24 protein-coding genes are annotated in these 22,262 nt (G+C 44.8%); 16 read left to right on the top strand and 8 right to left on the bottom strand.

The genetic code is table 11. From position 1 onward, the window contains the following. Positions 1-103 precede the first annotated feature (103 nt). The gene (locus CW749_RS16585) at positions 104-2,977 is read left to right on the top strand and encodes a valine--tRNA ligase (RefSeq protein WP_101113380.1); all 2,874 of its coding nucleotides are present in this window, start codon (positions 104-106) and stop codon (positions 2,975-2,977) included. 131 nt (positions 2,978-3,108) lie between these two features. Here the strand turns inward: CW749_RS16585 and CW749_RS16580 are convergent, their stop codons facing one another. The 8 genes from CW749_RS16580 to mlaF all read right to left on the bottom strand — a co-directional run bounded on the left by CW749_RS16580 (position 3,109) and on the right by mlaF (position 8,627). Continuing rightward, positions 3,109-3,840, bottom strand: a complete 732-nt coding sequence (locus tag CW749_RS16580; RefSeq protein WP_101113379.1) for a 1-acylglycerol-3-phosphate O-acyltransferase — start codon at positions 3,838-3,840, stop codon at positions 3,109-3,111. A 135-nt stretch (positions 3,841-3,975) separates the two neighbouring features. Beyond that, complete coding sequence (gene murA, locus CW749_RS16575) at positions 3,976-5,238, bottom strand: UDP-N-acetylglucosamine 1-carboxyvinyltransferase (protein WP_101113378.1); 1,263 nt, start codon at positions 5,236-5,238, stop codon at positions 3,976-3,978. A gap of 9 nt (positions 5,239-5,247) precedes the next feature. Then, positions 5,248-5,502, bottom strand: a complete 255-nt coding sequence (gene ibaG, locus CW749_RS16570) for a BolA family iron metabolism protein IbaG (RefSeq protein ID WP_101113377.1) — start codon at positions 5,500-5,502, stop codon at positions 5,248-5,250. Between the two features lie 12 nt (positions 5,503-5,514). Beyond that, positions 5,515-5,874: a lipid asymmetry maintenance protein MlaB gene (locus tag CW749_RS16565; protein WP_101113376.1), complete on the bottom strand. Its 360-nt coding sequence runs from the start codon at positions 5,872-5,874 to the stop codon at positions 5,515-5,517. Then, positions 5,874-6,533 carry a phospholipid-binding protein MlaC gene (gene mlaC, locus CW749_RS16560; RefSeq protein ID WP_101113375.1) on the bottom strand — a complete coding sequence of 220 codons (660 nt, stop codon included), beginning with the start codon at positions 6,531-6,533 and terminating at the stop codon, positions 5,874-5,876. Before mlaC ends, CW749_RS16565 begins: the two co-directional genes overlap by 1 nt. Next, positions 6,533-7,024 carry an outer membrane lipid asymmetry maintenance protein MlaD gene (mlaD, locus tag CW749_RS16555; protein ID WP_101113374.1) on the bottom strand — a complete coding sequence of 164 codons (492 nt, stop codon included), beginning with the start codon at positions 7,022-7,024 and terminating at the stop codon, positions 6,533-6,535. The genes mlaC and mlaD overlap by 1 nt, the downstream gene beginning before the upstream one ends. Positions 7,025-7,026: 2 nt before the next feature. Next, the gene (gene mlaE / locus CW749_RS16550; protein WP_101113373.1) at positions 7,027-7,815 is read right to left on the bottom strand and encodes a lipid asymmetry maintenance ABC transporter permease subunit MlaE; all 789 of its coding nucleotides are present in this window, start codon (positions 7,813-7,815) and stop codon (positions 7,027-7,029) included. Then, entirely contained in the window at positions 7,812-8,627 is an 816-nt protein-coding gene (mlaF, locus tag CW749_RS16545) for a phospholipid ABC transporter ATP-binding protein MlaF (protein WP_101113372.1), read from the bottom strand. The genes mlaE and mlaF overlap by 4 nt, the downstream gene beginning before the upstream one ends. 256 nt (positions 8,628-8,883) lie before the next feature. Between mlaF and CW749_RS16540 the strand changes: the two genes are divergently transcribed. The 15 genes from CW749_RS16540 (at position 8,884) to CW749_RS16470 (ending at position 22,190) form a co-directional block, all read left to right on the top strand. Continuing rightward, positions 8,884-9,849: a calcium/sodium antiporter gene (locus CW749_RS16540; protein WP_101113371.1), complete on the top strand. Its 966-nt coding sequence runs from the start codon at positions 8,884-8,886 to the stop codon at positions 9,847-9,849. A 26-nt stretch (positions 9,850-9,875) separates the two neighbouring features. Beyond that, complete coding sequence (kdsD, locus tag CW749_RS16535; RefSeq protein ID WP_101113370.1) at positions 9,876-10,847, top strand: arabinose-5-phosphate isomerase KdsD; 972 nt, start codon at positions 9,876-9,878, stop codon at positions 10,845-10,847. Beyond that, entirely contained in the window at positions 10,847-11,404 is a 558-nt protein-coding gene (kdsC, locus tag CW749_RS16530) for a 3-deoxy-manno-octulosonate-8-phosphatase KdsC (protein ID WP_180958431.1), read from the top strand. The genes kdsD and kdsC overlap by 1 nt, the downstream gene beginning before the upstream one ends. Next, complete coding sequence (gene lptC / locus CW749_RS16525; RefSeq protein WP_101113368.1) at positions 11,401-11,964, top strand: LPS export ABC transporter periplasmic protein LptC; 564 nt, start codon at positions 11,401-11,403, stop codon at positions 11,962-11,964. The genes kdsC and lptC overlap by 4 nt, the downstream gene beginning before the upstream one ends. After that, the gene (gene lptA / locus CW749_RS16520; RefSeq protein ID WP_101113367.1) at positions 11,945-12,442 is read left to right on the top strand and encodes a lipopolysaccharide transport periplasmic protein LptA; all 498 of its coding nucleotides are present in this window, start codon (positions 11,945-11,947) and stop codon (positions 12,440-12,442) included. Before lptC ends, lptA begins: the two co-directional genes overlap by 20 nt. A gap of 5 nt (positions 12,443-12,447) precedes the next feature. Beyond that, entirely contained in the window at positions 12,448-13,173 is a 726-nt protein-coding gene (lptB, locus tag CW749_RS16515) for an LPS export ABC transporter ATP-binding protein (protein WP_101113366.1), read from the top strand. A 61-nt stretch (positions 13,174-13,234) separates the two neighbouring features. Beyond that, a complete protein-coding gene (locus CW749_RS16510; RefSeq protein ID WP_101113365.1) occupies positions 13,235-14,707 on the top strand; it encodes an RNA polymerase factor sigma-54 in 1,473 nt (490 codons plus the stop codon). A gap of 23 nt (positions 14,708-14,730) precedes the next feature. Next, a complete protein-coding gene (gene hpf, locus CW749_RS16505; RefSeq protein WP_101113364.1) occupies positions 14,731-15,018 on the top strand; it encodes a ribosome hibernation promoting factor in 288 nt (95 codons plus the stop codon). 1 nt (position 15,019) lies between these two features. Next, entirely contained in the window at positions 15,020-15,463 is a 444-nt protein-coding gene (gene ptsN / locus CW749_RS16500) for a PTS IIA-like nitrogen regulatory protein PtsN (protein WP_101113363.1), read from the top strand. Positions 15,464-15,465: 2 nt separating this feature from the next. Beyond that, complete coding sequence (gene rapZ, locus CW749_RS16495; RefSeq protein ID WP_101113362.1) at positions 15,466-16,359, top strand: RNase adapter RapZ; 894 nt, start codon at positions 15,466-15,468, stop codon at positions 16,357-16,359. Between the two features lie 29 nt (positions 16,360-16,388). Next, positions 16,389-16,661 carry an HPr family phosphocarrier protein gene (locus CW749_RS16490; RefSeq protein WP_101113361.1) on the top strand — a complete coding sequence of 91 codons (273 nt, stop codon included), beginning with the start codon at positions 16,389-16,391 and terminating at the stop codon, positions 16,659-16,661. Between the two features lie 134 nt (positions 16,662-16,795). Beyond that, complete coding sequence (gene mgtE / locus CW749_RS16485) at positions 16,796-18,154, top strand: magnesium transporter (protein ID WP_101113360.1); 1,359 nt, start codon at positions 16,796-16,798, stop codon at positions 18,152-18,154. Between the two features lie 283 nt (positions 18,155-18,437). Continuing rightward, positions 18,438-20,075, top strand: coding sequence for an AMP-binding protein (locus CW749_RS16480; RefSeq protein WP_101113359.1), 1,638 nt, complete (start codon positions 18,438-18,440; stop codon positions 20,073-20,075). After that, the gene (locus CW749_RS16475) at positions 20,072-21,412 is read left to right on the top strand and encodes a hypothetical protein (RefSeq protein ID WP_101113358.1); all 1,341 of its coding nucleotides are present in this window, start codon (positions 20,072-20,074) and stop codon (positions 21,410-21,412) included. The genes CW749_RS16480 and CW749_RS16475 overlap by 4 nt, the downstream gene beginning before the upstream one ends. A gap of 13 nt (positions 21,413-21,425) precedes the next feature. Continuing rightward, positions 21,426-22,190 carry an enoyl-CoA hydratase gene (locus CW749_RS16470; protein ID WP_101113357.1) on the top strand — a complete coding sequence of 255 codons (765 nt, stop codon included), beginning with the start codon at positions 21,426-21,428 and terminating at the stop codon, positions 22,188-22,190. Positions 22,191-22,262: the final 72 nt, after the last annotated feature.

The following is a 22,262-nucleotide window of genomic DNA, read 5'->3' as shown; positions in this document are numbered from 1 at the left end:
AACCTTATAGTTAAGAGATTTCGCAAGTACTTACCGTACTGAGAGTTCTCAATTATAAAGTTTGACCAAGATTAACCCGTAAACGTATCCATCTAAGAGCACTATGGAAAAGACATATAACCCAACATCTATTGAACAAGCTTTGTATCAAGCTTGGGAAGAGAAAGGCTACTTTAAGCCACACGGTGACACGACCAAAGATTCATACAGCATTATGATCCCACCGCCGAATGTCACGGGTAGCCTGCATATGGGCCACGCATTCCAAGATACCATCATGGATACTTTGATTCGTGCAGAGCGTATGAAGGGGAAAAACACCCTTTGGCAGGTTGGTACTGACCACGCGGGTATCGCAACTCAGATGGTTGTAGAGCGTAAGATCGCTGCTGAAGAAGGCAAAACAAAACACGACTACGGACGTGATGCTTTCATCGACAAAATCTGGGAATGGAAAAATGAATCAGGTGGCACGATCACTCAGCAACTTCGTCGCCTTGGTGCATCTGTAGACTGGGATCGTGAACGCTTTACAATGGATGATGGCTTGTCTGCTGCGACTCAAGAAGTGTTTGTTCGTTTATACGAAGAAGACTTAATCTACCGTGGCAAGCGTCTAGTAAACTGGGATCCTAAGTTGCACACTGCAATTTCTGATCTTGAAGTTGAAAACAAAGACAAAAAAGGTTTCATGTGGCACTTCCGTTACCCGCTAGCGAATGGTGCGAAAACTGCTGACGGCAAAGACTACATTGTCGTTGCGACTACTCGTCCAGAAACCATGCTTGGCGATACCGGTGTTGCGGTTAACCCAGAAGATCCACGCTACAAAGATCTTATCGGCAAAGAAATCCTGCTTCCTGTTGTAAATCGTCTTATCCCTATCGTAGGTGATGAACACGCTGACATGGAAAAAGGCACGGGTTGTGTAAAAATTACGCCTGCTCACGACTTTAACGATTACGAGGTAGGTAAGCGAAACAACCTACCAATGATCAACATCCTAACGTTCAACGCTGATATCCGTGATGCTGCTGAAGTGTTCACAACTAACGGCGAAGAAAGTGATGTGTACTCGACAGAAATTCCAGCTAAGTACCAAGGCATGGAGCGTTTTGCTGCTCGTAAAGCTATTGTTGCTGAATTCGAAGAACTTGGTCTTCTAGACGAAATCAAAGATCACGACCTAACGGTCCCTTACGGTGATCGTGGTGGCGTAGTTATCGAACCAATGCTAACCGACCAGTGGTATGTACGTACTGCACCTCTTGCGGAACCAGCAGTAAAAGCGGTTGAAGATGGTCAGATTCAATTCGTGCCTAAGCAATACGAAAACATGTACTTCGCGTGGATGCGTGACGTACAAGACTGGTGTATATCTCGTCAACTTTGGTGGGGACATCGCATCCCTGCATGGTACGACAACGACGGTAAAGTTTACGTAGGTCGCACTGAAGAAGAAGTTCGTGAAAAGAACAACCTAGCACCTGTTGTTGTGCTTAAGCAAGATGACGACGTACTCGATACATGGTTCTCTTCTGCACTTTGGACGTTCGGTACACAAGGCTGGCCGGAAGATACTGAGGCTTTGAAAACGTTCCACCCATCTGAAGTACTAGTATCTGGTTTCGATATTATCTTCTTCTGGGTTGCTCGTATGATCATGATGACCATGCACTTCGTGAAAGACGAAGATGGCAAACCGCAGGTACCGTTCAAAACGGTTTACATGACGGGGCTTATCCGTGATGAGAACGGCGACAAGATGTCTAAGTCGAAAGGTAATGTACTTGATCCTATCGATATGATTGACGGCATTGACTTAGAGTCTTTGGTTGAGAAGCGTTGTGGAAACATGATGCAGCCAAAACTAGCCGCTAAGATTGAAAAGAACACACGTAAAACATTCGAAAATGGTATCGAACCATACGGCACCGATGCTCTGCGTTTCACTCTTGCTGCTATGGCTTCAACAGGCCGTGACATCAACTGGGATATGAAGCGTCTAGAAGGTTACCGTAACTTCTGTAACAAGCTATGGAACGCAAGCCGTTACGTACTGATGAACACAGAAGAGCACGATTGTGGCATGTCACTGTCTGTTGAAGATCGTGCAAACATGGAATTCTCTCTAGCAGACAAGTGGATTGAATCTCAGTTTGAAGTGGCTGCGAAAGAGTTTAATGCTCATCTAGACAACTACCGTCTAGACATGGCTGCTAACACGCTTTACGAATTCATCTGGAACCAATTCTGTGACTGGTACTTAGAGCTAACTAAGCCTGTGCTTTGGAAAGGGTCTGAAGCTCAACAACAAGCGACTCGTTACACACTGATCACTGTTCTAGAGAAGACGTTACGTCTTGCTCACCCAGTGCTTCCTTACATCACAGAATCTATTTGGCAGAGCGTTAAGCCGCTAGTAGAGGGTGTTGAGGGCGAGACTATCATGACTCAAGCGCTTCCTCAGTTTAACGAAGATAATTTCAATGCAGAGATCGTCGAAGACATCGAATGGGTTAAGACTTTCATCACCGCTATTCGTAACTTACGTGCGGAATACGACATTGCACCTAGCAAAGGCCTAGATGTAATGATCAAAGTTGCAAACGAGAAAGACGCTGCGCGTATCGAAGCGAACAAGGTGGTTCTGAACTCTCTTGCCAAGCTAGATAGCCTGACAGTACTTGCAGATGGTGCTGAGACTCCAGCGTGTGCGACTAAACTGGTTGGCAAGTCTGAACTGATGATCCCAATGGCAGGCCTTATTGACAAAGATGCAGAACTTGCTCGTCTTGATAAAGAAGTGAAGAAAACACACGGCGAAATCAAGCGCATCGAAGGCAAGCTGAGTAACGAAGGTTTTGTTGCTAAAGCGCCAGAAGCGGTAATCGCTAAAGAGCGTGAAAAACTTGAAGGCTATCAAGACACTTTGGTGAAGCTTGAAGAGCAAAAAGCAACGATTGCTGCACTATAACGTTAGGCTTCCTTACCTTTGGTTTGGAAGCTTGAATCAAAAAAATCCGGTCATCTTAGATGACCGGATTTTTTATATCTAAATACTGGCAGAATCGTTTCTAAACTAAGACCTCGATTTAAGGTCTTGAATTATTTTTGAGTATTTAGTTGCTCGACTTCTGCGTCTAACTCTTCAAGTTTTTGCTTCATTTGTTCACGGCATAGATTGGCCAATTCACGGACATTCTCTTTGCCATAACCGTCAATACTGATTGGCGGAAGCATTTCAACAATGACATGACCATTGTTCCAGCGATTAAGCTTAAACTTACCTTCTGTAGTACTGCATACAATTGGAATGATTGGCACTTGAGCCCCAACTGCGGCATGAAAAGCGCCTGTTTTAAACGGAAGTAAGCCTCTGCCACGAGAGCGTGTACCTTCAGGGAACATCCATACCGAAATGTCACGACCTTTGATTTTTTCAACGACTTGTTCAATCGTACCCATGGCTTTACTGCGATTGGCGCGATCAATGAGGATATTACCGGTGATCCAGTAAAGTTGACCAAACAGTGGCATGTAGGCAAGGCTTTTCTTTCCGACCGTTACCACATTTGGTGTCACGGCAGATGAGACAGTAAAGATATCCCAGTTATTTTGGTGATTGGCAATGTAAATATGCTGACCACGCTTATACGCATCTTCTGGGATCCTAAGATCCAATTTAATGCCGAATACTCTGGACATACGTCCAAAGTAACGACCAAAGGTAAAGACGTGTTTAGGGTTTCTTGGGCTCAATAGGCAGTAGCCACACCCAAATACAAACATTAAGACGGCGAAGATTGCCACCGCAATGAGACGCAATAAAGCGATCATAAAATTCTCTTTGATAGTTATTCTGCTTACGTTTGAACCATACGATCGGAAAATAAACGGAAGCGGGGTAATACGCAACAAAAAAGCCGAAACCTGAGATAGACAGTTTCCGGCTTTTAGATTCAAAGCTCGAGTTTAACTAGACTCTCTGAATCGCTCAATGTTAGCACCAAGTGCAGACAATTTGTTTTCGATTTTTTCGTAACCACGATCGATGTGGTAGATGCGATCAACAACGGTTTCGCCCTCGGCAATACATCCGGCAATCACTAAGCTTGCAGAAGCACGCAGGTCGGTTGCCATAACTTGAGCGCCACTCAACCCATCGGTATCGCCACAAATAACCGTATTGCCTTCGATCTCAGCTTTTGCTCCCATACGCATTAGCTCTGGAACGTGCATAAACCGATTTTCAAAAATGGTTTCAGTAATGACCCCACTTCCTTTTGCCATCATGTTCAACAGCGTAAATTGAGCCTGCATGTCGGTTGGGAAGCCAGGGTGAGGCGCTGTGCGAATGGATACCGCTTTCAGATCGCGACCAGTCATATCTAAGCTGATCCAATCCTCGCCTGTTTCCACCAAAGCACCCGCTTCTTCTAGCTTCGCAAGAGCAGCTTCAAGTAATGACGCACTGGTATTCTTACATAGGATCCTACCGCCAGACACTGCTGCAGCGACAAGGAAAGTACCGGTCTCGATGCGGTCAGCTACGACGGAGTGTTTACCGCCACCCAAGCGCTCAACGCCTTCAATAGTAATTGTATCGGTACCAGCACCTGAGATTTTAGCTCCCAGTGTGTTTAGGAACGCTGCAGTATCAACAATTTCAGGTTCACGAGCTGCGTTATCTAAAACCGTTTTACCTTCTGCAAGAGTGGCTGCACACATAACGGTAATGGTTGCGCCGACACTGACTTTATCCATCACGACGTGAGCACCTTTAAGGCGCCCATCGACTTCGGCTTTTACATACCCTTCTTCAAGAGTAATAGTGGCCCCAAGCTGTTCAAGACCATAAATATGGAGATCAACAGGTCGTGCGCCAATTGCGCAACCGCCTGGTAGCGAAACCTGGCCTTGACCAAATCGAGCAACCAGAGGGCCTAATGCCCAAATAGAAGCGCGCATGGTTTTTACTAAATCATAAGGCGCGCAGTATTGATCAATAGAGCGACCATCTACATGCACAGAACCATTACGCTCAACTTGAGCGCCTAAACGCTTCAGTAACTCCATTGTCGTATCAATGTCACGCAACTTAGGTACATTGGTTACTTCAACAGGTTCTTCTGCGAGAATGGAAGCAAATAAAATCGGTAGGGCGGCGTTTTTAGCACCAGAGATTGAGACCTCACCAGTTAGAGGACCCGAACGTTTAACTCGAAACTTTTCCATCAATCAACCTTAAAGAGACATCAGTTTCTTATCGCGTTCCCATTCTTCCGGCGTGTAAGCCTTAATCGAAACTGCATGAATATCGTTTCTTTGAATGTATTCCATCAGCGGAGCGTAGATGAGCTGCTGTTTTTTTACACGGTTCATTCCATCAAAACTTGGGTCTACAGCGATCACTTCGTAGTGGCTGCCTTCCCCTTTTACGTGTAACTCTTCTAGATTAAGAGCTTGATCTAAAATGTTTTTTACTTCAACGCTGTCCACGGTAGATCCTATTTAAACTTCAATGTGATTGCGTTCACCCGATGATTCAAACTGAGACTTTTGTGCGGTTTCAGTTTCGGGGAATAGCATTGCTTCGACATTACTCAGTTGGCACAAAGTGCGCAGCTGGTCAGGCACGAAACTGAGCATTATATGACAGTTTTGCTTTTTTGCATGCTCTATTAAGTGAATCAGCATCACCATACCAGCGGAATCGACGCGTTTCACTTCGCTCATGTCAATATTTAGCTGAGTCGTGTCAGTTTTTCGTTTCTTCAAAAATTGCCATAAACCGGGGACACTTTCATGATCCAAGTTCCCGGAAAGTTGGCACTGAGTCGGGGCGACTTGCAGCCACTGGGGATGACTCATTATTTTGTGTCCTTGAATTGAATTGGTCTAGCTGCCAATTCTTGCAAATCTTTGCTGACTTCTAAGAGTCCATCTCTTCGAATTTTACTGTTCCATTCTGATTGCTTACTGGAGAGTAGGCTTACCCCTTCAGCTACCATATCAAACGCAGCCCATTCGCCGCTTTTTTTATCTTTTCTCAATTTAAAGTCGAGCTTAATGTTTGGGTTTGGGTTGTCGATGATTTCTACTCGAATAGAAATAATACGGCTTTTAGGATCGAGTGGTCTTGCAGGGGCGAATTCTATTGATTGATCGGTGTACTGAGTCAAAACTTGAGCGTAAGACGTCACAAGGTAAGCGCGAAAAGCTTCAACAAAAACTTTAACGTCTTCTTTTTTCGATTTTTTTAAGTTCGGTCCAAGCAGTTTCAACGCAGCGTAGCGATTGTTTACAAAGGGCATCAGCTCCTCTTCAACCACAACTTTTAGTGTGTCAGGGTTGGATTTGATCTGGTTTTGCTCGTTTTTTAGGCGAGAGAACGTCTTGTCGGCGACTTGTCGCATCATGTCGTATGGCTTGGTGGCATCAATAGTTTGTGCCGCGCTAGTCTGTACAATACTGACAAGCGAGAGAGCGCCTAGCGTTGCTGCTAATGTCCATTTTTTAAACCATTTCATTACGGTTCCTCCGAACTCTCTGAATCACCACCGACGCGATACAAGACCTGTCCAATGAGATCTTCGAGTACTAGTGCTGACTTCGTATCCTCTATATAGTCGCCATCCTGCAACATGTCGATGTCTTCATCAACAAAACCGGGTACCAACCCGATATATTGCTCACCAATTAATCCTGAAGTGAGGATTTGTGCGCTAGATGTTTCTGGAAATTCACCATATTGCTTATCAATAGTGAGCGTAATAACGGGCAAGTAGCTTTCAATGTCCAAAGTGATGTCCGAAACACGCCCAACAACAACACCACCAATTTTAACAGGGGAGCGAAGTTTTAAGCTGCCGATGTTATCGAACTGGGCTTTTAGCTGATAGGTTTCCCCTGAGCCAAAACTTTTTACATCGGCGACTTTTAGAATCATAACAAGAATGGCAATCACACTCGCGATGACAAAGCTTCCTACTAATAATTCCAGTTTACGAGTTTGTTGCATCTTTAGTTCCCAAACATAAGTGCTGTCAGGACGAAATCGAGTCCCAGAACAGCCAGTGATGAGTGCACCACTGTTTTAGTTGTAGCACGACTGATCCCTTCAGATGTTGGAATCGCATCGTATCCGTTAAAAAGTGCTATCCATGTAACCGTTAAAGCAAAGACAGCACTTTTAATTAAACTGTTACCAATATCTTGTCCTAGTTCTACTGAGGACTGCATCGAAGCCCAAAAGCTTCCGTGGTCGATGCCTTTCCAGTCAACACCAACTAGTTGACCGCCCCAAATACCAACAGCCATAAAAATCATTGCAAGAAGCGGCATTGAAATGACGCCAGCCCAAAAACGAGGAGCGATGACTCTTCTAAGTGGATCAACGGCCATCATTTCCATACTGGATAACTGCTCGGTGGCTTTCATTAAACCAATTTCAGCTGTTAAAGCAGAGCCTGCTCGCCCAGCAAATAACAGCGCAGTCACTACTGGACCTAACTCTCGCAGAAGCGAAAGAGCCACCATCTGACCTAACGCACCTTCTGCACCGAAATCGACTAAAACAACATACCCTTGCAGGCTAATGACCATGCCGATGAACAACCCAGATAGCACAATGATGACCATGGACTGCACACCAACACTGTAAAGTTGTTTTACCAGCAACGGAAAGTGTTTGATTGGCTGAGGTTTGGCAACCAGTGCACCAAAAAGCATGAGTGTCGCTCGTCCCCAAGCTCGACAAATTGACAGTGTGCTGTGCCCAACACTTGTTATAACATTCAGCAAAGTGTTCATTGAGCACTTCCCGGTGTATTGAAAAGATCTTGAGTCAGGTCACCTGCTGGGAATTGGAATGGGACAGGACCGTCTGCCATTCCAGTCAGGAATTGCTGTACATTTTGATCTGGATTCGCCATCAATTCCTCAGGTGTTCCGCTCGCTATGATTTTGCCGTTGGCAAGAATGTAAGCATGGTCTGCGATACTCATAACCTCCGGCACATCGTGAGACACGACAATTGAAGTGAGGTTCAGCGCTTGGTTTAAATTCTGAATGAGCTTCACCAACACGCCCATGGTGATTGGATCTTGTCCGACAAATGGTTCGTCATACATAATGAGCTCGGGGTCTAGAGCGATAGCTCTTGCTAAAGCCGCTCTGCGAGCCATACCACCGGAAAGTTCACTGGGCATTAATTCTGCTGCACCTCGTAACCCTACGGCTTCAAGTTTGAGTAAAACAATACTACGAATGAGCTCTTCGCTAAGTTCAGTGTGTTCTCTTAGAGGATACGCAACATTTTCAAAGACATTGATGTCAGTAAAGAGTGCACCAGATTGAAAAAGCATGCTCATTTTCTTACGCGCTTCGTACAGTGCATGTCGAGAAAGGCGAGGAATATTATCGCCATCAAAGATGACATCGCCATTATCAGGGTGAATTTGTCCCCCGATCAGGCGGAGTAAGGTTGTTTTTCCGATACCAGAAGGCCCCATGATGGCAGTAATTTTTCCTTTGGGAACAGATAAGGTGACATCATCAAAGATTTTTCTTGTTCCACGATAGAAAGTCAGGTTTTGAATGGTGACTAAATCCGCTGTCGACATAAAGTTCTTCTAATATGCTGCTAGTTGAGCTGAGGTGAATTGGCAATGATAAGCACTAAACGCGTTGAATTCAAAGTAAAGCTAACGAATATGACCTTAATTTAACCCAAAACTCAAACCGAGCATCCTTTCTTAATACCGTTAGTCTGTCGCGAATCCTTGTTTCTTTTTACTATAATGGCTTCCATTTTGGGTCACGAACCGTCAAAATTAGCGGCTACTTGTCTTTCTACTCAGTTAATTTAAAGGGAACATCATGCTTGAAGCCGTTGCGTTGCTTGTCGTAGGCTTAACTTTGCTCGTCTGGAGCGCAGATAAATTGGTCTTAGGAGCTGCGGCTCTTGCCCGAAATTTTGGTATCTCACCATTGGTAATCGGTATGACCATTTTAGCAATGGGTTCCTCTGCACCAGAGATGATGGTTTCTGCTACCGCTGCTTTAGATGGAAAGACAGACACAGCGGTAGGAAATGTCTTAGGTTCAAACATCGCCAATATAGCCCTTATTTTGGGTATTACCGCTCTTATTAAGCCTTTATCTATCAGTTCTGTCGTGGTTCGACGCGAACTTCCTCTTATGATCGTCGTCACCGTCGTGGCGGGCGCATTGATGTTCGACAATTTCCTTGGTTTCTACGAAGGTATTTTGTTGTTTGTTCTTTTTGCTGCGTTCATTCTTGCGATGCTGCGAATTAGCCAAAAAGAAAAACAAAATGGCGATGCATTCGTTGAAGATCAAGAATCTGAAATTCCCGAGGGTATGCCAAATTCTAAAGCGGTGATGTGGGCGGTTATCGGTCTTATTCTGCTGCCACTATCAGCGGATATCTTGGTGGATAACGCTGTAATCATTGCAAAATACTTTGGCATGAGTGATTTAGTCATTGGGTTAACCATTATTGCGATTGGTACCAGTTTGCCTGAATTGGCCGCTTCTTTAGCTGGTGTAATGAAGGGTGAAGATGACATGGCTGTCGGGAATATCATTGGCTCAAATGTTTTCAATATTCTTGCCGTAATGGGTATTCCGGGAATCTTAAACCCATCTATTCTTAATGAGCATGCAATGGGACGTGACTTTTGGGTCATGCTTGCTGTTTCGTTATTACTCGTCGTAATGACACTGGGCAAATCACGAAGCGTCAACCGCATTGAAGGTGGCATTCTGTTCACCATTTTTGCGGTCTACCAAGGTTATCTTTTTTATAATGTAGCTGCTTAGTCTATTTCTTCTTCAGGAGCCTATCCATGTCGAAAACATTCGATTTCTGTAGTGCCGCGAGAAAAGTCTTGGAAATTGAAATCCAAGGGCTGTCTCAGCTTGAGCAGTATTTTGATGCTTCTTTTGTCCAGGCTTGTGAGGCAATCCTCGAGGCTAAAGGCAAAATTGTGGTCATGGGCATGGGTAAGTCCGGTCATATTGGTAAAAAGATAGCCGCGACGTTGGCAAGTACTGGTACTTCTGCTTTTTTTGTTCATCCTGGAGAGGCGAGTCATGGCGACTTAGGCATGGTGGAAAATGGCGACATCGTGCTGGCCATCTCGAACTCTGGTGAGTCCTCAGAAATCTTAGCGCTTTACCCCGTTTTAAAGCGCAGAGGTATCGGTATTATCGGAATGACGGGTAAGCCGTCTTCCAATATGGCAACACAGGCCGACGTCCACTTGTGCATTCATGTGCCCGAGGAAGCTTGCAGTTTAGGGCTTGCTCCTACGACAAGTACGACAGCAACACTAGTGATGGGGGATGCACTGGCGGTGTCACTCCTCCAAGCGAGAGGTTTCACCGCAGACGACTTTGCGCTTTCTCATCCTGGCGGTGCATTGGGGCGTAAACTTCTCTTGAAGCTCGCTGATATCATGCAAATTGGCGATGCGCTTCCCAAGGTATCACCAGAAGCGTCAGTAAAAGATGCGTTATTAGAGATATCTCAAAAAGGTTTGGGAATGACGGCGGTTGTGGATTCAAGCGATCAAGTCCTTGGTATCTTTACAGACGGTGATCTGCGTCGTCTTCTTGATAAAAAAGTCGATATTCATACCGCATCTATAGGTTCTGTTATGACAGAGAACCCTATGATGGCTTCACCGGACATGTTAGCGGTAGAAGCGGTGAATATGATGCAAGCACGGAGCATAACCAGTTTATTGTTGTCTGAGAATAATACGCTTGTTGGTGCCCTCAATATCCATCATCTTTTGAAAGCCGGAGTTATGTAGTGAGTCAGATGATTTCAACGATTTATGGCGATGTTAACCGCGACGTATTTAACATAGCAAAGAACCTAAAATTACTGATTTGCGATGTGGATGGCGTATTTTCTGATGGTCTGGTGTATATGGGGAATCAGGGAGAAGAACTGAAAACGTTTCACACAAGAGACGGTTACGGTATTAAGGCTTTAATGAGTGCAGGTCTTGAAATTGCGATTATTACAGGTAGGCAGTCTAAGATAGTCGAGAACCGGATGACCGCCTTGGGCATATCCTTGATCTATCAAGGACAGGATGACAAGTTAAAAGCTTATGCAGATATTTGTGAAAAACTGAATATTGCGCCAGAACACACAGGGTACATCGGCGATGATTTGATTGACTGGCCAGTGATGGAAAAAGTTGGGTTAAAAGTGTGTGTGGCAGATGGTCATCCATTGTTGGTGAAAAGAGCCAATTACGTGACGCACATTAAAGGTGGTCATGGTGCTGTGCGTGAAGTATGCGACCTTGTATTGGAAGCGCGTGGTGAGTTGGATAGTCACAAAGGTTTGAGTATATGACGCTTCCTCGTCCTATATACCTTGTTCTTATTTTTATATCTTGCTGGTGTGTGTATTATCTATACGGTAAAAGTGAACCGGAAATACTTCAGGTGAAGCCAGATATTGAGCTCCCTGCATTTTCTGGCAAAGACTTGCTTAACACCAGTTACACCGAAGGTGGTGTAAGAAATTTTGATATCCGCTCTAGCTATTTGGATCACTTTGCAAAAAGCGGTGATACCATTTTTGAGAAGCTGGAGCTGAGTGTATTTCGCGAAGGTCATACAAAAGAGTGGCGAGTGACTGCCGACAAAGGTGTTTTGGATGATGATAATGTACTTACCTTGACGGGTAACGTGCTCGCAAAGAATCTCAACCCAGAGGCGGGATTTGATTCTATGACGACAGAAAAGCTCATCATTGAGTTGATCAGTAAAGATTTTAATACCGACGAGCCTGTAGCGCTTGTTGGTCCGACATTTATTTCAAATGGGAATGCGATGGTGGGCAATTTTGGCGACAACACCGCAACCCTGTTAAAACAAGTGCAAAGTAAATATGAGACGAAGACTCCTTAGCTTAATTTCTTGCTTAGTTTTATCTGCTCCTGTCTGGGCTTTAAGCACAGATTCAGAGCAGCCTATCTATATAAACTCTGACAGCCAAGCGCTGGATATGATCAGCAACAAAGTGACTTTTGTGGGTGATGTAGTTCTGAAGCAAGGCAGCATCAATATCACAGCAGACAAAGTGATCGTGATTCGAAATTCCGAAGATGAGAGTATCGAGCAAATAGAGGCGTTTGGTAAGACGGCAGTCTTTACTCAGCTTACAGATGATGGCAAAACGTTACATGGTGAAGCCAATATTTTGCTCTATCAAGTTCGCAAAGACTTGCTGACGATGACTGAGAATGCTGTGTTGTCTCAAGATGATAGTGTGATTAAAGGTCCACTTATTAAGTACTTGATTACGCCTCAAAAATTGATTGCCGATAGCAAAAAAGGCGAACGTGTATCGACTGTCCTACAACCCACTCAGACGAAGAAACAATAATTTAGATGGCAATCTTAAAAGCGGAAAATCTGGCGAAGAGCTATAAAAAACGAAAAGTAGTTACTGATGTCAGTTTAGAGGTAAAATCGGGTCAAATAGTAGGGTTATTGGGGCCAAATGGTGCGGGTAAAACGACATCGTTTTACATGATCGTTGGATTGGTTGGTCGTGATGAAGGCCGTATCTCTATTGATGATCAAGATATCAGTATATTGCCTATGCACTCGCGTTCAAGACTTGGTATTGGGTACTTGCCTCAAGAAGCGTCTATCTTCCGAAAATTGTCGGTGGAAGACAATATTATGGCCGTGCTGGAAACTCGTAAGGAACTCTCGCGTGAGCAGCGCCAAGACAGGCTTGAAGATTTGTTGGATGAATTCCATATTCAGCATATCCGTAAAAGTAATGGTATGGCACTTTCTGGTGGTGAAAGACGCCGAGTAGAGATTGCCCGAGCGTTGGCAGCAAATCCGAAATTTATTTTGCTGGATGAACCGTTTGCAGGGGTAGACCCCATTTCAGTCATTGATATCAAAAAGATCATTGAGCACCTGCGAGACAGAGGATTGGGTGTATTGATTACCGATCACAATGTTCGTGAAACCCTTGATGTGTGTGAGCGTGCGTATATTGTGAGCCAAGGGCATTTGATCGCGGAAGGAACACCGGAACAGGTTCTCAATAATGAACAGGTAAAACGGGTTTATCTGGGTGAGCAATTCCGTCTATGATTAAATAGAGGATACCAATTGGCACATCCTTCCCGAATTAGAAAGATAAGAAAAGGACTACATGAAACCCTCATTACAATTAAAGCTAGGTCAGCAACTGGCGATGACGCCTCAGTTACAACAAGCGATTCGTTTGTTGCAACTGTCAACGTTGGACTTGCAGCAGGAGATTCAAGAAGCCTTGGAGTCAAACCCACTTTTAGACGTGGATGAAGGTAGTGAAGAAAGCCCCTCCAATGAAGAAGCCGCCAAAGAAGCTAGCGCTAATGAGAAAGAGTCCAACGAAGAAATTACTGTAGAACCAGAATTAAGTGACAGTTCGGATTTGATTGAAAAGTCCGAAATCAGCAACGACCTAGAAATCGACACAACATGGGAAGACGTTTACAGCGCAAATACTGGTAACACAGGTATTGCATTAGACGATGACCTACCTGTCTATCAGGGTGAGACCACCCAAAGCCTTCAAGACTACCTGACTTGGCAACTCGACCTGACCCCATTCACCGACACAGATAGAACCATTGCAATGGCGATCATCGATGCGGTTGATAATCATGGTTACCTCACCATCGATACCCAAGATATCTTGGAGAGTATGGGGAACGAAGAAGTCGAATTGGATGAGGTAGAAGCGGTTCTCAAACGCATCCAGCAGTTTGATCCACTTGGCGTTGCATCCCGAAATCTGCAAGAGTGCCTTTTATTGCAACTGGCGACGTTTCCAGAAGATACGCCTTGGTTATCTCAGGCTAAATCATTACTTGAAAATCACATCGACCATTTGGGCAATCGTGATTACAAGTTAATCATCAAAGAAACGAAGCTAAAAGAATCCGACTTACGCGATGTACTGTCATTGATTCAACAGTTGGACCCTCGTCCTGGCAGTAGTGTGACACCGGATGAAACGGAATACGTTATTCCCGATGTTTCTGTATTTAAAGAACATGGTCAATGGCGAGTGTCCATTAATCCAGACAGCGTTCCAAAGCTTAAAGTGAACCAGCAATACGCTGCGTTAGGTAAGGGAAACAGTTCAGACAGTCAGTTCATAAAAACCAACTTACAAGAAGCAAAATGGCTGATTAAGAGCTTAGAAAGTAGAAACGAGACATTGCTCAAAGTTGCACGTTGCATTGTTGAGCATCAGCATGATTTCTTTGAATATGGTGAGGAAGCGATGAAACCAATGGTGCTAAACGATATAGCGCTGGCGGTGGATATGCATGAATCGACCATTTCAAGGGTCACTACTCAAAAGTATATGCACACTCCGCGTGGTATTTTTGAACTGAAATATTTCTTTTCTAGTCACGTCAGTACCGATAACGGTGGAGAGTGTTCGTCAACGGCAATTCGCGCATTAATTAAAAAGCTGGTGGCTGCGGAAAACATCGCTAAGCCTCTCAGTGACAGCAAGATTGCCGCTTTGTTAGCTGACCAAGGGATACAAGTTGCGAGGCGAACGATCGCAAAATACAGAGAGTCCCTCGGCATTGCGCCATCCAGTCAGCGTAAACGCCTACTCTAGGCCAACAGTAAGAAGGAAAGTCTATGCAAATCAATATCCAAGGGCACCACGTTGATCTTACCGATTCAATGCAAGACTACGTTCAATCCAAGTTCCAAAAGCTAGAGCGATTCTTCGATCACATCAATCAAGTTCAAGTAGTACTGCGTGTTGAAAAGTTGAATCAAATCGCAGAAGCTACACTTCATGTCAACCAGGGAGACATTCATGCGACTTCGACAAACGAAAGCATGTATGCTGCCATTGACTCTTTAGTCGATAAATTAGTTCGACAACTCAATAAGCACAAAGAAAAGCTAAGTAGCCACTAACATGCAATTAAGCGAAGTACTTGCATTGGACTGCACAAAAAGTGCAGTCCAATGTACAAGCAAAAAACGAGCGCTGGAAATTATCAGTGAAGTTGCCGCCACACACACGGGGCAAAACTCTACAGAGCTGTTCGAATGCATGCTCAACAGAGAAAAAATGGGCAGTACTGGAATCGGCAATGGTATTGCTATTCCACATGGTCGTATGATGGACAGCGACCAAGCTGTCGCCGTTCTACTGCAATGTCAGGCGCCGATTGAATTCGATGCTATAGATAATCGTCCAGTGGATTTGCTTTTTGCATTATTGGTACCCGATGCTCAATGCAAAACTCACCTGAAAACCTTATCTGCTATGGCTGAACGCTTAAACGATAAGTCGACCCTTAAATCTCTTCGTAATGCTCAGTCCGATCAAGAGCTTTACGACATCATAACGCAATAGTCATGACGAACTCTTCTCAGCCATCAGACAAAAAACGCTTGATTGTCATCAGTGGTCAATCCGGGGCAGGAAAGAGTGTGGCGCTTCGAGTTTTAGAAGATCTCGGTTATTACTGTGTCGATAACTTGCCTGTTTCACTGTTAGAAAACTTTGTACAGTCCATTCAGGGGGGCCAGCAAAACGTAGCCGTAAGTATCGACATCCGAAACCTTCCTCAAGATCCAGCTTTGGTTACGACGACGTTGACCAAACTTAAATCCGAACTTGATGTGAATGTTCTGTTTTTAGATGCCGATGAAAACACTCTACTAAAACGCTACAGCGAAACCCGCAGAATCCATCCATTGTCGATGAGACCGAAAGAAAAGCTATCACTTGAACAAGCGATTCGGTTAGAGAAAGGGCTATTGTTAAATCTCAAAGAATACGCCGATCTGGTGTTAGATAGCAGTAATCAATCACTGCACGATTTGAGTGAAACGGTACGCCAGCGAGTTGAAGGTAGAGAAAGTAAAGAACTCGTGATGGTGTTTGAATCTTTTGGATTTAAATACGGGCTACCTAACGATGCGGACTATGTATTTGATGTTCGTTTTTTGCCTAACCCACACTGGGAACCTGAATTGCGTCCGCAAACTGGGTTAGATGCGCCCATAAAAGCTTTTTTAGAGAAGCACGATGCAGTGCTAGAACTGAAAGAGCAGATACAAACCTTTATCGAACACTGGCTACCATTACTGCAGAAAAACAATCGCAGTTATCTAACCGTGGCTATTGGGTGTACTGGCGGTAAGCATCGTTCAGTGTATATAACGCAACAGCTTGGTGAGTATTTTACGAAGCAAGGCCAACAAGTACAGATTCGTCATACAAGCTTGGAAAAACACCACAAATAATTATTGGACTAAGAGAGTAAAAATTGGCAATGGAATGCTGTAGAACTGTTTTTATTCAAAATCGCCTCGGCTTGCACGCCCGTGCAGCCATCAAACTCGTTGAACTCGCCCAAAGCTTTAATGCTGACATCAGTGTCAGTAACGGTGAAAAAACCGTGGTTGCTGAAAGCGTCATGGGGCTACTTATGTTGGAATCTTCTCAAGGGCAAAGCGTTACCATTTCTGCTGTTGGTGAAGATGCCGAACAAGCCTTAAGCGCTGTTTGTGACTTGATTGAGCATCGTTTCGACGAAGAAGAGTAATTTTTCGCCTCTTTCACCTATTTTTCGGCTGTTTCACATATTGTTGGTCATGTCCTTCTCCCTGAACCTAGCATCTTCAGGCAGTTTGGGTATACTCAACATATTGTAAACGAATGTAAAAATAGGGGACGAGAATGGCTGAGCAGTTAGAAATTGACCAAACTCATCAAACCCTACAAGAAGTAAGCGATGCGTTAGACAGCGGTCGATTTGTCCATGTTCGCCGTATGCTCCAAGATATGGAGCCGGAAGACATCGCCCACCTCCTGCAAGCTTCTCCTCGTAAAAGCCGTGATGTGCTTTGGCAACTCACGGATCCGGAAGATTACGGCGAAATCCTTGATGAGCTTTCTGAAGATGTGAAAGACAGCCTAGTGTCCAAAATGGCACCAGAGAGGCTGGCTGAAGCAACGGAAGGGCTTGAAACGGATGACGTAGCCTACGTACTTCGAAGCCTTCCTGATGACCTTTCTCGTGAAGTTCTATCTCAGATGGATACCGCGGATAGGCATCGGATCGAAACCGCATTGGCGTATGACGAAGATACCGCCGGCAGTCTAATGAGCACCGACGTCATCACAATCCGAAGCGATGTTGATGTTGATGTGGTTTTGCGTTATCTGCGCATTAAAGGGGAGCTCCCAGAGGCGACAGATGCACTCTATGTGATTGACGAAACCAGTAAGTTGACAGGGTATTTGCACCTAACAACCTTACTGACTTCGCAGCCAGATGTTCAAATCAGTGAAATCATGGAAGACGCGGACGAAGCGATTTCCGTCAATGCCAGTGATAGCGATGTCGCGAGTCTGTTTGAGCGGAGAAATTGGGTTTCCGCCCCAGTGGTTGATGAAGACAATCATTTGGTCGGTCGAATTACCATTGATGACGTTGTTGACGTAATCCGTGAAGACGCCGAGCACTCTATGATGAGCCTAGCGGGTTTAGACGATGAGGAAGATACCTTCGCACCTGTCGTTAAGTCGGCTCGTAAGCGGAGTATTTGGCTCGGTGCGAACGTGTTAGCCGCATTAACGGCAGCTTCTGTTTCTAACCTCTTTGAAGCCACTCTACAGGAAATGGCAGCAATAGCCGTATTGATGACCATTGTTCCTTCCATGGGGGGAGTCGCAGGAAATCAAACTGTTGCACTGGTGATCCGTGGTTTGGCGCTAGGGCACATTGGTGATACCAACAAACGCGAGTTATTGCTTAAAGAAGCGGCGATTGGTTTTCTGAATGGCTTGCTTTGGGCATTGATTATTGGTGGCATTGTTGTTGTTTGGAAAGATGATTGGCTGCTTGGTGGGGTGATTTCTGCTGCCATGATGACGAACCTATTGGTTGCGGGAATAGCCGGCGTGAGCATTCCAATCTTTTTGAAAAAGAGAAATATTGATCCGGCTTTAGCTGGAGGAATGGCGTTAACGACCGTAACGGATGTTGTGGGGCTTATGGTCTTCTTAGGGCTTGCTACCTTGTTTATCGTCTAACTATTTATACTCAAATTATTTATTTTCAAACTACCTACAGATGGGTTTTGTTTGAAATAGCCTTCAAAAATCATCGCGTTTACTGTTTCAGTAAGCGCGATTTTTCCTTTTATGAGAGTGCTTTTTGTAGCCCCTAAAACGTTTTATCAATGAATGTCAGAAAAGTTTCAGGTGTTTTTCACAAAGCTGCTTAAGAAACTTGTGACAAACTCAGTACCTCTTTGTGAGAAATTTGTGAACTTCTCTTGTTAGGTTTTAGCAAACCAATAACAAGGAGAAGTTTATGAAACTCCCTAAATTAAAGTCAGGGCATAGCCTCAACAGTTCGCAGTATTACAATTCCCTTCAACCTACGCGACGCTTTCATTTTCTACGAGGCGCGATTTCTGAATTGCCGTTGAGTGATCAGATTTTGTTTGAGCAATTTGGACAAGGTCCTTACGCCATTCCTGAATACTCTTGCCTTCACACTGCTATTGAAGCTCAAGCGATCTTCATGCCCAATCAAATAGCAGCAATTCATGAAGAAGAAAAAATCACATATGGAGAGCTGAATCTAAAAGCAAACCAACTTGCCTCTTTCCTACAAAAGCGAGGTATTAAGCAAGGTGATGCCGTAGGTATTTTTCTCACGCGATCAATCCCAATGCTAATTGGCATTCTGGCAACCCTAAAACTGGGTGCCTGCTATGTTCCTCAGCATGCTGGCGTGGCACCCCAAAAAGTACTTAAACATGTCTGTGAAACAGCGGACGTAAAAATAGTACTGAGCCTTTCACACCTAGAACAGCATTTACCAGAACTCAGCCATCAAAACCTGTATTTCTTAGATGAGCTACTACCCGAGCTATACGACAGCGAAGGTTTGGAATTACCAGATGTAGAGCCAGAATCACGATGCTTTATTTTGTTTACTTCGGGCACAACAGGTACTCCGAATGGTGTGCAAGTGACGCATCAGAATGTTGCGAACATCGTGATGACATCACCTGGAGATCTGGGTATAGAGCCCGGAATGAAGGTTGGACAAATTCTGAGTATTGCCTTTGATATGTGCGCTTGGGAGATTTTTGTCACTCTTTGCCACGGTGCCACATTGTTGATTCGCAATCGCGATATTGAAGCCACAGTAAGCCAAGCGGATGCAGTGATTGCGACACCATCTATTCTCGCAAGTTTGGATGCTAAGCATTGCCAATCTATTCAAGTTGCGGCTGTCGCAGGTGAACCTTGCTCTCAACCCTTAGCAGACCAATGGGGATCCTTTTGTCGTTTTTACAATGCTTGTGGTCCAACCGAAACCACCATTATCAACACTGCACAGCATTATTCGGATCAATGTGAAGAACTCACGATAGGCAAGCCAACGCCCAATAATACCGTGTACGTATTGGACGATGATCTTAAACCCTGCGCTATTGGCGATGTTGGTGAAATGTGGGCTGGCGGCTTATGCGTTACAGCTGGGTACATAGGTAATGAGGTACTGAATGCCGACCGATATCGACCTGACCCATTTCTAGGGGGTAAGCACAAAATGTTTCGAACACGCGATCTTGGAAAGTGGACAAAAAGCGGCGAGCTCCTCCATCTAGGTCGTACTGACGATCAAGTGAAAATCCTTGGTTTTCGTGTTGAATTAGATTCGGTTTCTCGGGTTTTGGAAAAGACGGAAAACTGCCACCAAGCTGTGACAATGAAGGTGGATTGCAAAACACTCATCGCATTTGTTACCCCTGCTCAAGTCTGTGAATCTGAAGCACAAAATCAAGTAAAGAAACATCTGCCTTACTACTGCGTCCCCAATACCGTAATTGCGCTCGATAGCTTACCTAAAACCTCACGAGGAAAAATTGATAAACGTGCTCTGATGGCACATTACGAGAAAAGCCAGTTAGCCATTACGGAGGAAACACCATGAGTTCAATAGATCAAAGCGCCGTTGTTTTACCAGAGCAGCGTTCGTTACTTCGTCGAATTTGGTCTTACCCAGCGATGGAACATTATTATCGATTGGTGATTCTCGTGTTCATGGCCAATATTGCTACATTGGTCTATGGCGTAACGGTTGGAGAATGGTTTAAAACCGACGGGATTGCACTCCAAACGCTTTCAAATATGGTTGTTTTGAATCTGATGGTTGCCGTGTTGGTTCGCCAGCAATACGTGATCAATTTACTTTTTTGGTTGGCAACAAGAGCACCCACATCTCTGCCTTTGTCGATTCGTTGGCATTTAGGAAAAATCTACCACCACGGAGGGTTACACAGTGGAAGCGCCATGGCAGCAACGTCTTGGTTTGCTATTTTTACAGGTGCGTTAGCTTTCAGTTATCAGCATCAGCTGGCTTCCATTTCATCCCTAACCCTCGGAATTACCTATGCGATATTAGCATTGCTAATGCTGATCATTTTTATGGCATTACCGAATATTCGCAAGAAGTATCACAATGCGTTTGAAAGAACCCATCGCTTTGGTGGTTGGAGTGTTTTGATTCTGTTTTGGGGGCAAACGTTCACATTGGCCGCCGACTTAAACCCGAGCCAGAATATCAGCAGCATCTTGTTGGATTCCTATTCTTTTTGGGCATTGGTTGCGGTGAGCATTAGCATCCTACTTCCATGGCTTCGCCTTCGCCGTGTTCCTGTGAAAATTGAAACACCCTCTAATCATGTAGCGCTACTGAAATTTGATTATGGCGTTACACCGTTTGCCGGCTCATCAATGGCAATAAGTCGTAACCCATTACTGGAGTGGCACCACTTTGCCAATGTACCAAGCCCAGGAGAGTCGGGGTATCGATTAACGGTATCGCGTGCAGGCGACTGGACTGGAAAGCTCATCGAAGACAGACCTAGCCACGTATGGGTTAAGGGTATTCCAACTGCTGGCGTTGCGAATATCGAAGTGCTGTTTAAACGCGTTGTGTACATTGCCACCGGAAGTGGAATCGGCCCATGTTTGCCTCATCTACTCGCGAAAGAAGTGCCGATGCATTTGGTTTGGTCTACTCGAACACCCAGAGAAACATACGGTGACGAGCTTGTAGATGAAATCCTATCGGTTCAACCGGATGCCGATATTTGGGATACCACAGAAAAAGGCAAACCCGATATGGTGAAACTGGCGTATGCCGCCTACAAGAAATTTGATGCGGAAGCAGTGATATGCATTGCTAATCAAAAACTAACCCAACAAGTGGTGTTTGGCTTAGAGAGTCGAGGCATTCCTGCCTATGGCGCCATCTGGGATTCATAACGAGGACAGAATTATGATTATCCAAACTGAGCAAATAGGTCGAGTGGTTTTAATTCGACTCAACCGCCCCGACAAACTCAATGCGCTCAACAGCGAAGTTATGTCTGCGATTACGCAGACATTGACGGAGTATGACCAAAATCCAGACATTGGGTGTTTTGTGATAACGGGATCGGAGCGTGCTTTTGCCGCAGGTGCCGATATTGCTGAGATGTCGGACAAAAGTTATACCGATATGTTGAGTACAGATTACTTCTCTGGGTGGGATGCATTCTGTGCACTTCGGACTCCTAAAATAGCGGCGGTTTCAGGGTATGCATTAGGGGGAGGGTGTGAATTAGCGATGATGTGCGACCTCATTTATGCCTCTGAATCCGCCTTATTTGGTCAGCCAGAAATCAAACTAGGGGTTATTCCAGGTATTGGTGGAACACAGAGGCTCCCCCGTTTGGTAGGCCGTGCTAAGGCGATGGATCTTATTTTAACGGGAAGAATGATGGATGCTGCTGAAGCGGAGCGAGCAGGTCTCGTAGCCAGAGTTATGCCCGATGAAGCGTTACTTGAGGAAACCCTTGCAGTTGCTAAAGTGATCGCCAGCTACAGCAAGCCCTCTGTCATTGTCGGTAAAGAAGCCATCGATCGAGCAGAGCAGGTTTCGTTGAAAGAGGGGTTGTTGTTTGAACGTAGAGTCTTTCACTCGTTATTCTCCACTCACGATCAAAAAGAAGGTATGCGTGCTTTTTTAGAAAAACGAGCGCCGAGTTTTAAAGGGCATTAGCAGGATCTCGCCCTGTTGTGAAAATTACCCTCACTTTGAAATTAAGTGGGGGGTGATTTTTAAGCCTGTTGG

The sequence above is a fragment of the Vibrio sp. vnigr-6D03 genome (assembly GCF_002835515.1).
Lineage (GTDB): Bacteria > Pseudomonadota > Gammaproteobacteria > Enterobacterales > Vibrionaceae > Vibrio > Vibrio penaeicida.
This window is presented reverse-complemented; position numbering and strand designations above follow the sequence as displayed.

Coding starts and splice junctions, on each gene's coding strand:
- CW749_RS16585 (WP_101113380.1), top strand. CDS start 104: ATGGAAAAGACATATAACCCAACATCTATTGAACAAGCTTTGTATCAA.
- CW749_RS16580 (WP_101113379.1), bottom strand. CDS start 3,840: ATGATCGCTTTATTGCGTCTCATTGCGGTGGCAATCTTCGCCGTCTTA.
- murA (WP_101113378.1), bottom strand. CDS start 5,238: ATGGAAAAGTTTCGAGTTAAACGTTCGGGTCCTCTAACTGGTGAGGTC.
- CW749_RS16565 (WP_101113376.1), bottom strand. CDS start 5,874: ATGAGTCATCCCCAGTGGCTGCAAGTCGCCCCGACTCAGTGCCAACTT.
- mlaC (WP_101113375.1), bottom strand. CDS start 6,533: ATGAAATGGTTTAAAAAATGGACATTAGCAGCAACGCTAGGCGCTCTC.
- mlaD (WP_101113374.1), bottom strand. CDS start 7,024: ATGCAACAAACTCGTAAACTGGAATTATTAGTAGGAAGCTTTGTCATC.
- mlaE (WP_101113373.1), bottom strand. CDS start 7,815: ATGAACACTTTGCTGAATGTTATAACAAGTGTTGGGCACAGCACACTG.
- mlaF (WP_101113372.1), bottom strand. CDS start 8,627: ATGTCGACAGCGGATTTAGTCACCATTCAAAACCTGACTTTCTATCGT.
- CW749_RS16540 (WP_101113371.1), top strand. CDS start 8,884: ATGCTTGAAGCCGTTGCGTTGCTTGTCGTAGGCTTAACTTTGCTCGTC.
- kdsD (WP_101113370.1), top strand. CDS start 9,876: ATGTCGAAAACATTCGATTTCTGTAGTGCCGCGAGAAAAGTCTTGGAA.
- lptC (WP_101113368.1), top strand. CDS start 11,401: ATGACGCTTCCTCGTCCTATATACCTTGTTCTTATTTTTATATCTTGC.
- lptA (WP_101113367.1), top strand. CDS start 11,945: ATGAGACGAAGACTCCTTAGCTTAATTTCTTGCTTAGTTTTATCTGCT.
- lptB (WP_101113366.1), top strand. CDS start 12,448: ATGGCAATCTTAAAAGCGGAAAATCTGGCGAAGAGCTATAAAAAACGA.
- CW749_RS16510 (WP_101113365.1), top strand. CDS start 13,235: ATGAAACCCTCATTACAATTAAAGCTAGGTCAGCAACTGGCGATGACG.
- hpf (WP_101113364.1), top strand. CDS start 14,731: ATGCAAATCAATATCCAAGGGCACCACGTTGATCTTACCGATTCAATG.
- ptsN (WP_101113363.1), top strand. CDS start 15,020: ATGCAATTAAGCGAAGTACTTGCATTGGACTGCACAAAAAGTGCAGTC.
- rapZ (WP_101113362.1), top strand. CDS start 15,466: ATGACGAACTCTTCTCAGCCATCAGACAAAAAACGCTTGATTGTCATC.
- CW749_RS16490 (WP_101113361.1), top strand. CDS start 16,389: ATGGAATGCTGTAGAACTGTTTTTATTCAAAATCGCCTCGGCTTGCAC.
- mgtE (WP_101113360.1), top strand. CDS start 16,796: ATGGCTGAGCAGTTAGAAATTGACCAAACTCATCAAACCCTACAAGAA.
- CW749_RS16480 (WP_101113359.1), top strand. CDS start 18,438: ATGAAACTCCCTAAATTAAAGTCAGGGCATAGCCTCAACAGTTCGCAG.
- CW749_RS16475 (WP_101113358.1), top strand. CDS start 20,072: ATGAGTTCAATAGATCAAAGCGCCGTTGTTTTACCAGAGCAGCGTTCG.
- CW749_RS16470 (WP_101113357.1), top strand. CDS start 21,426: ATGATTATCCAAACTGAGCAAATAGGTCGAGTGGTTTTAATTCGACTC.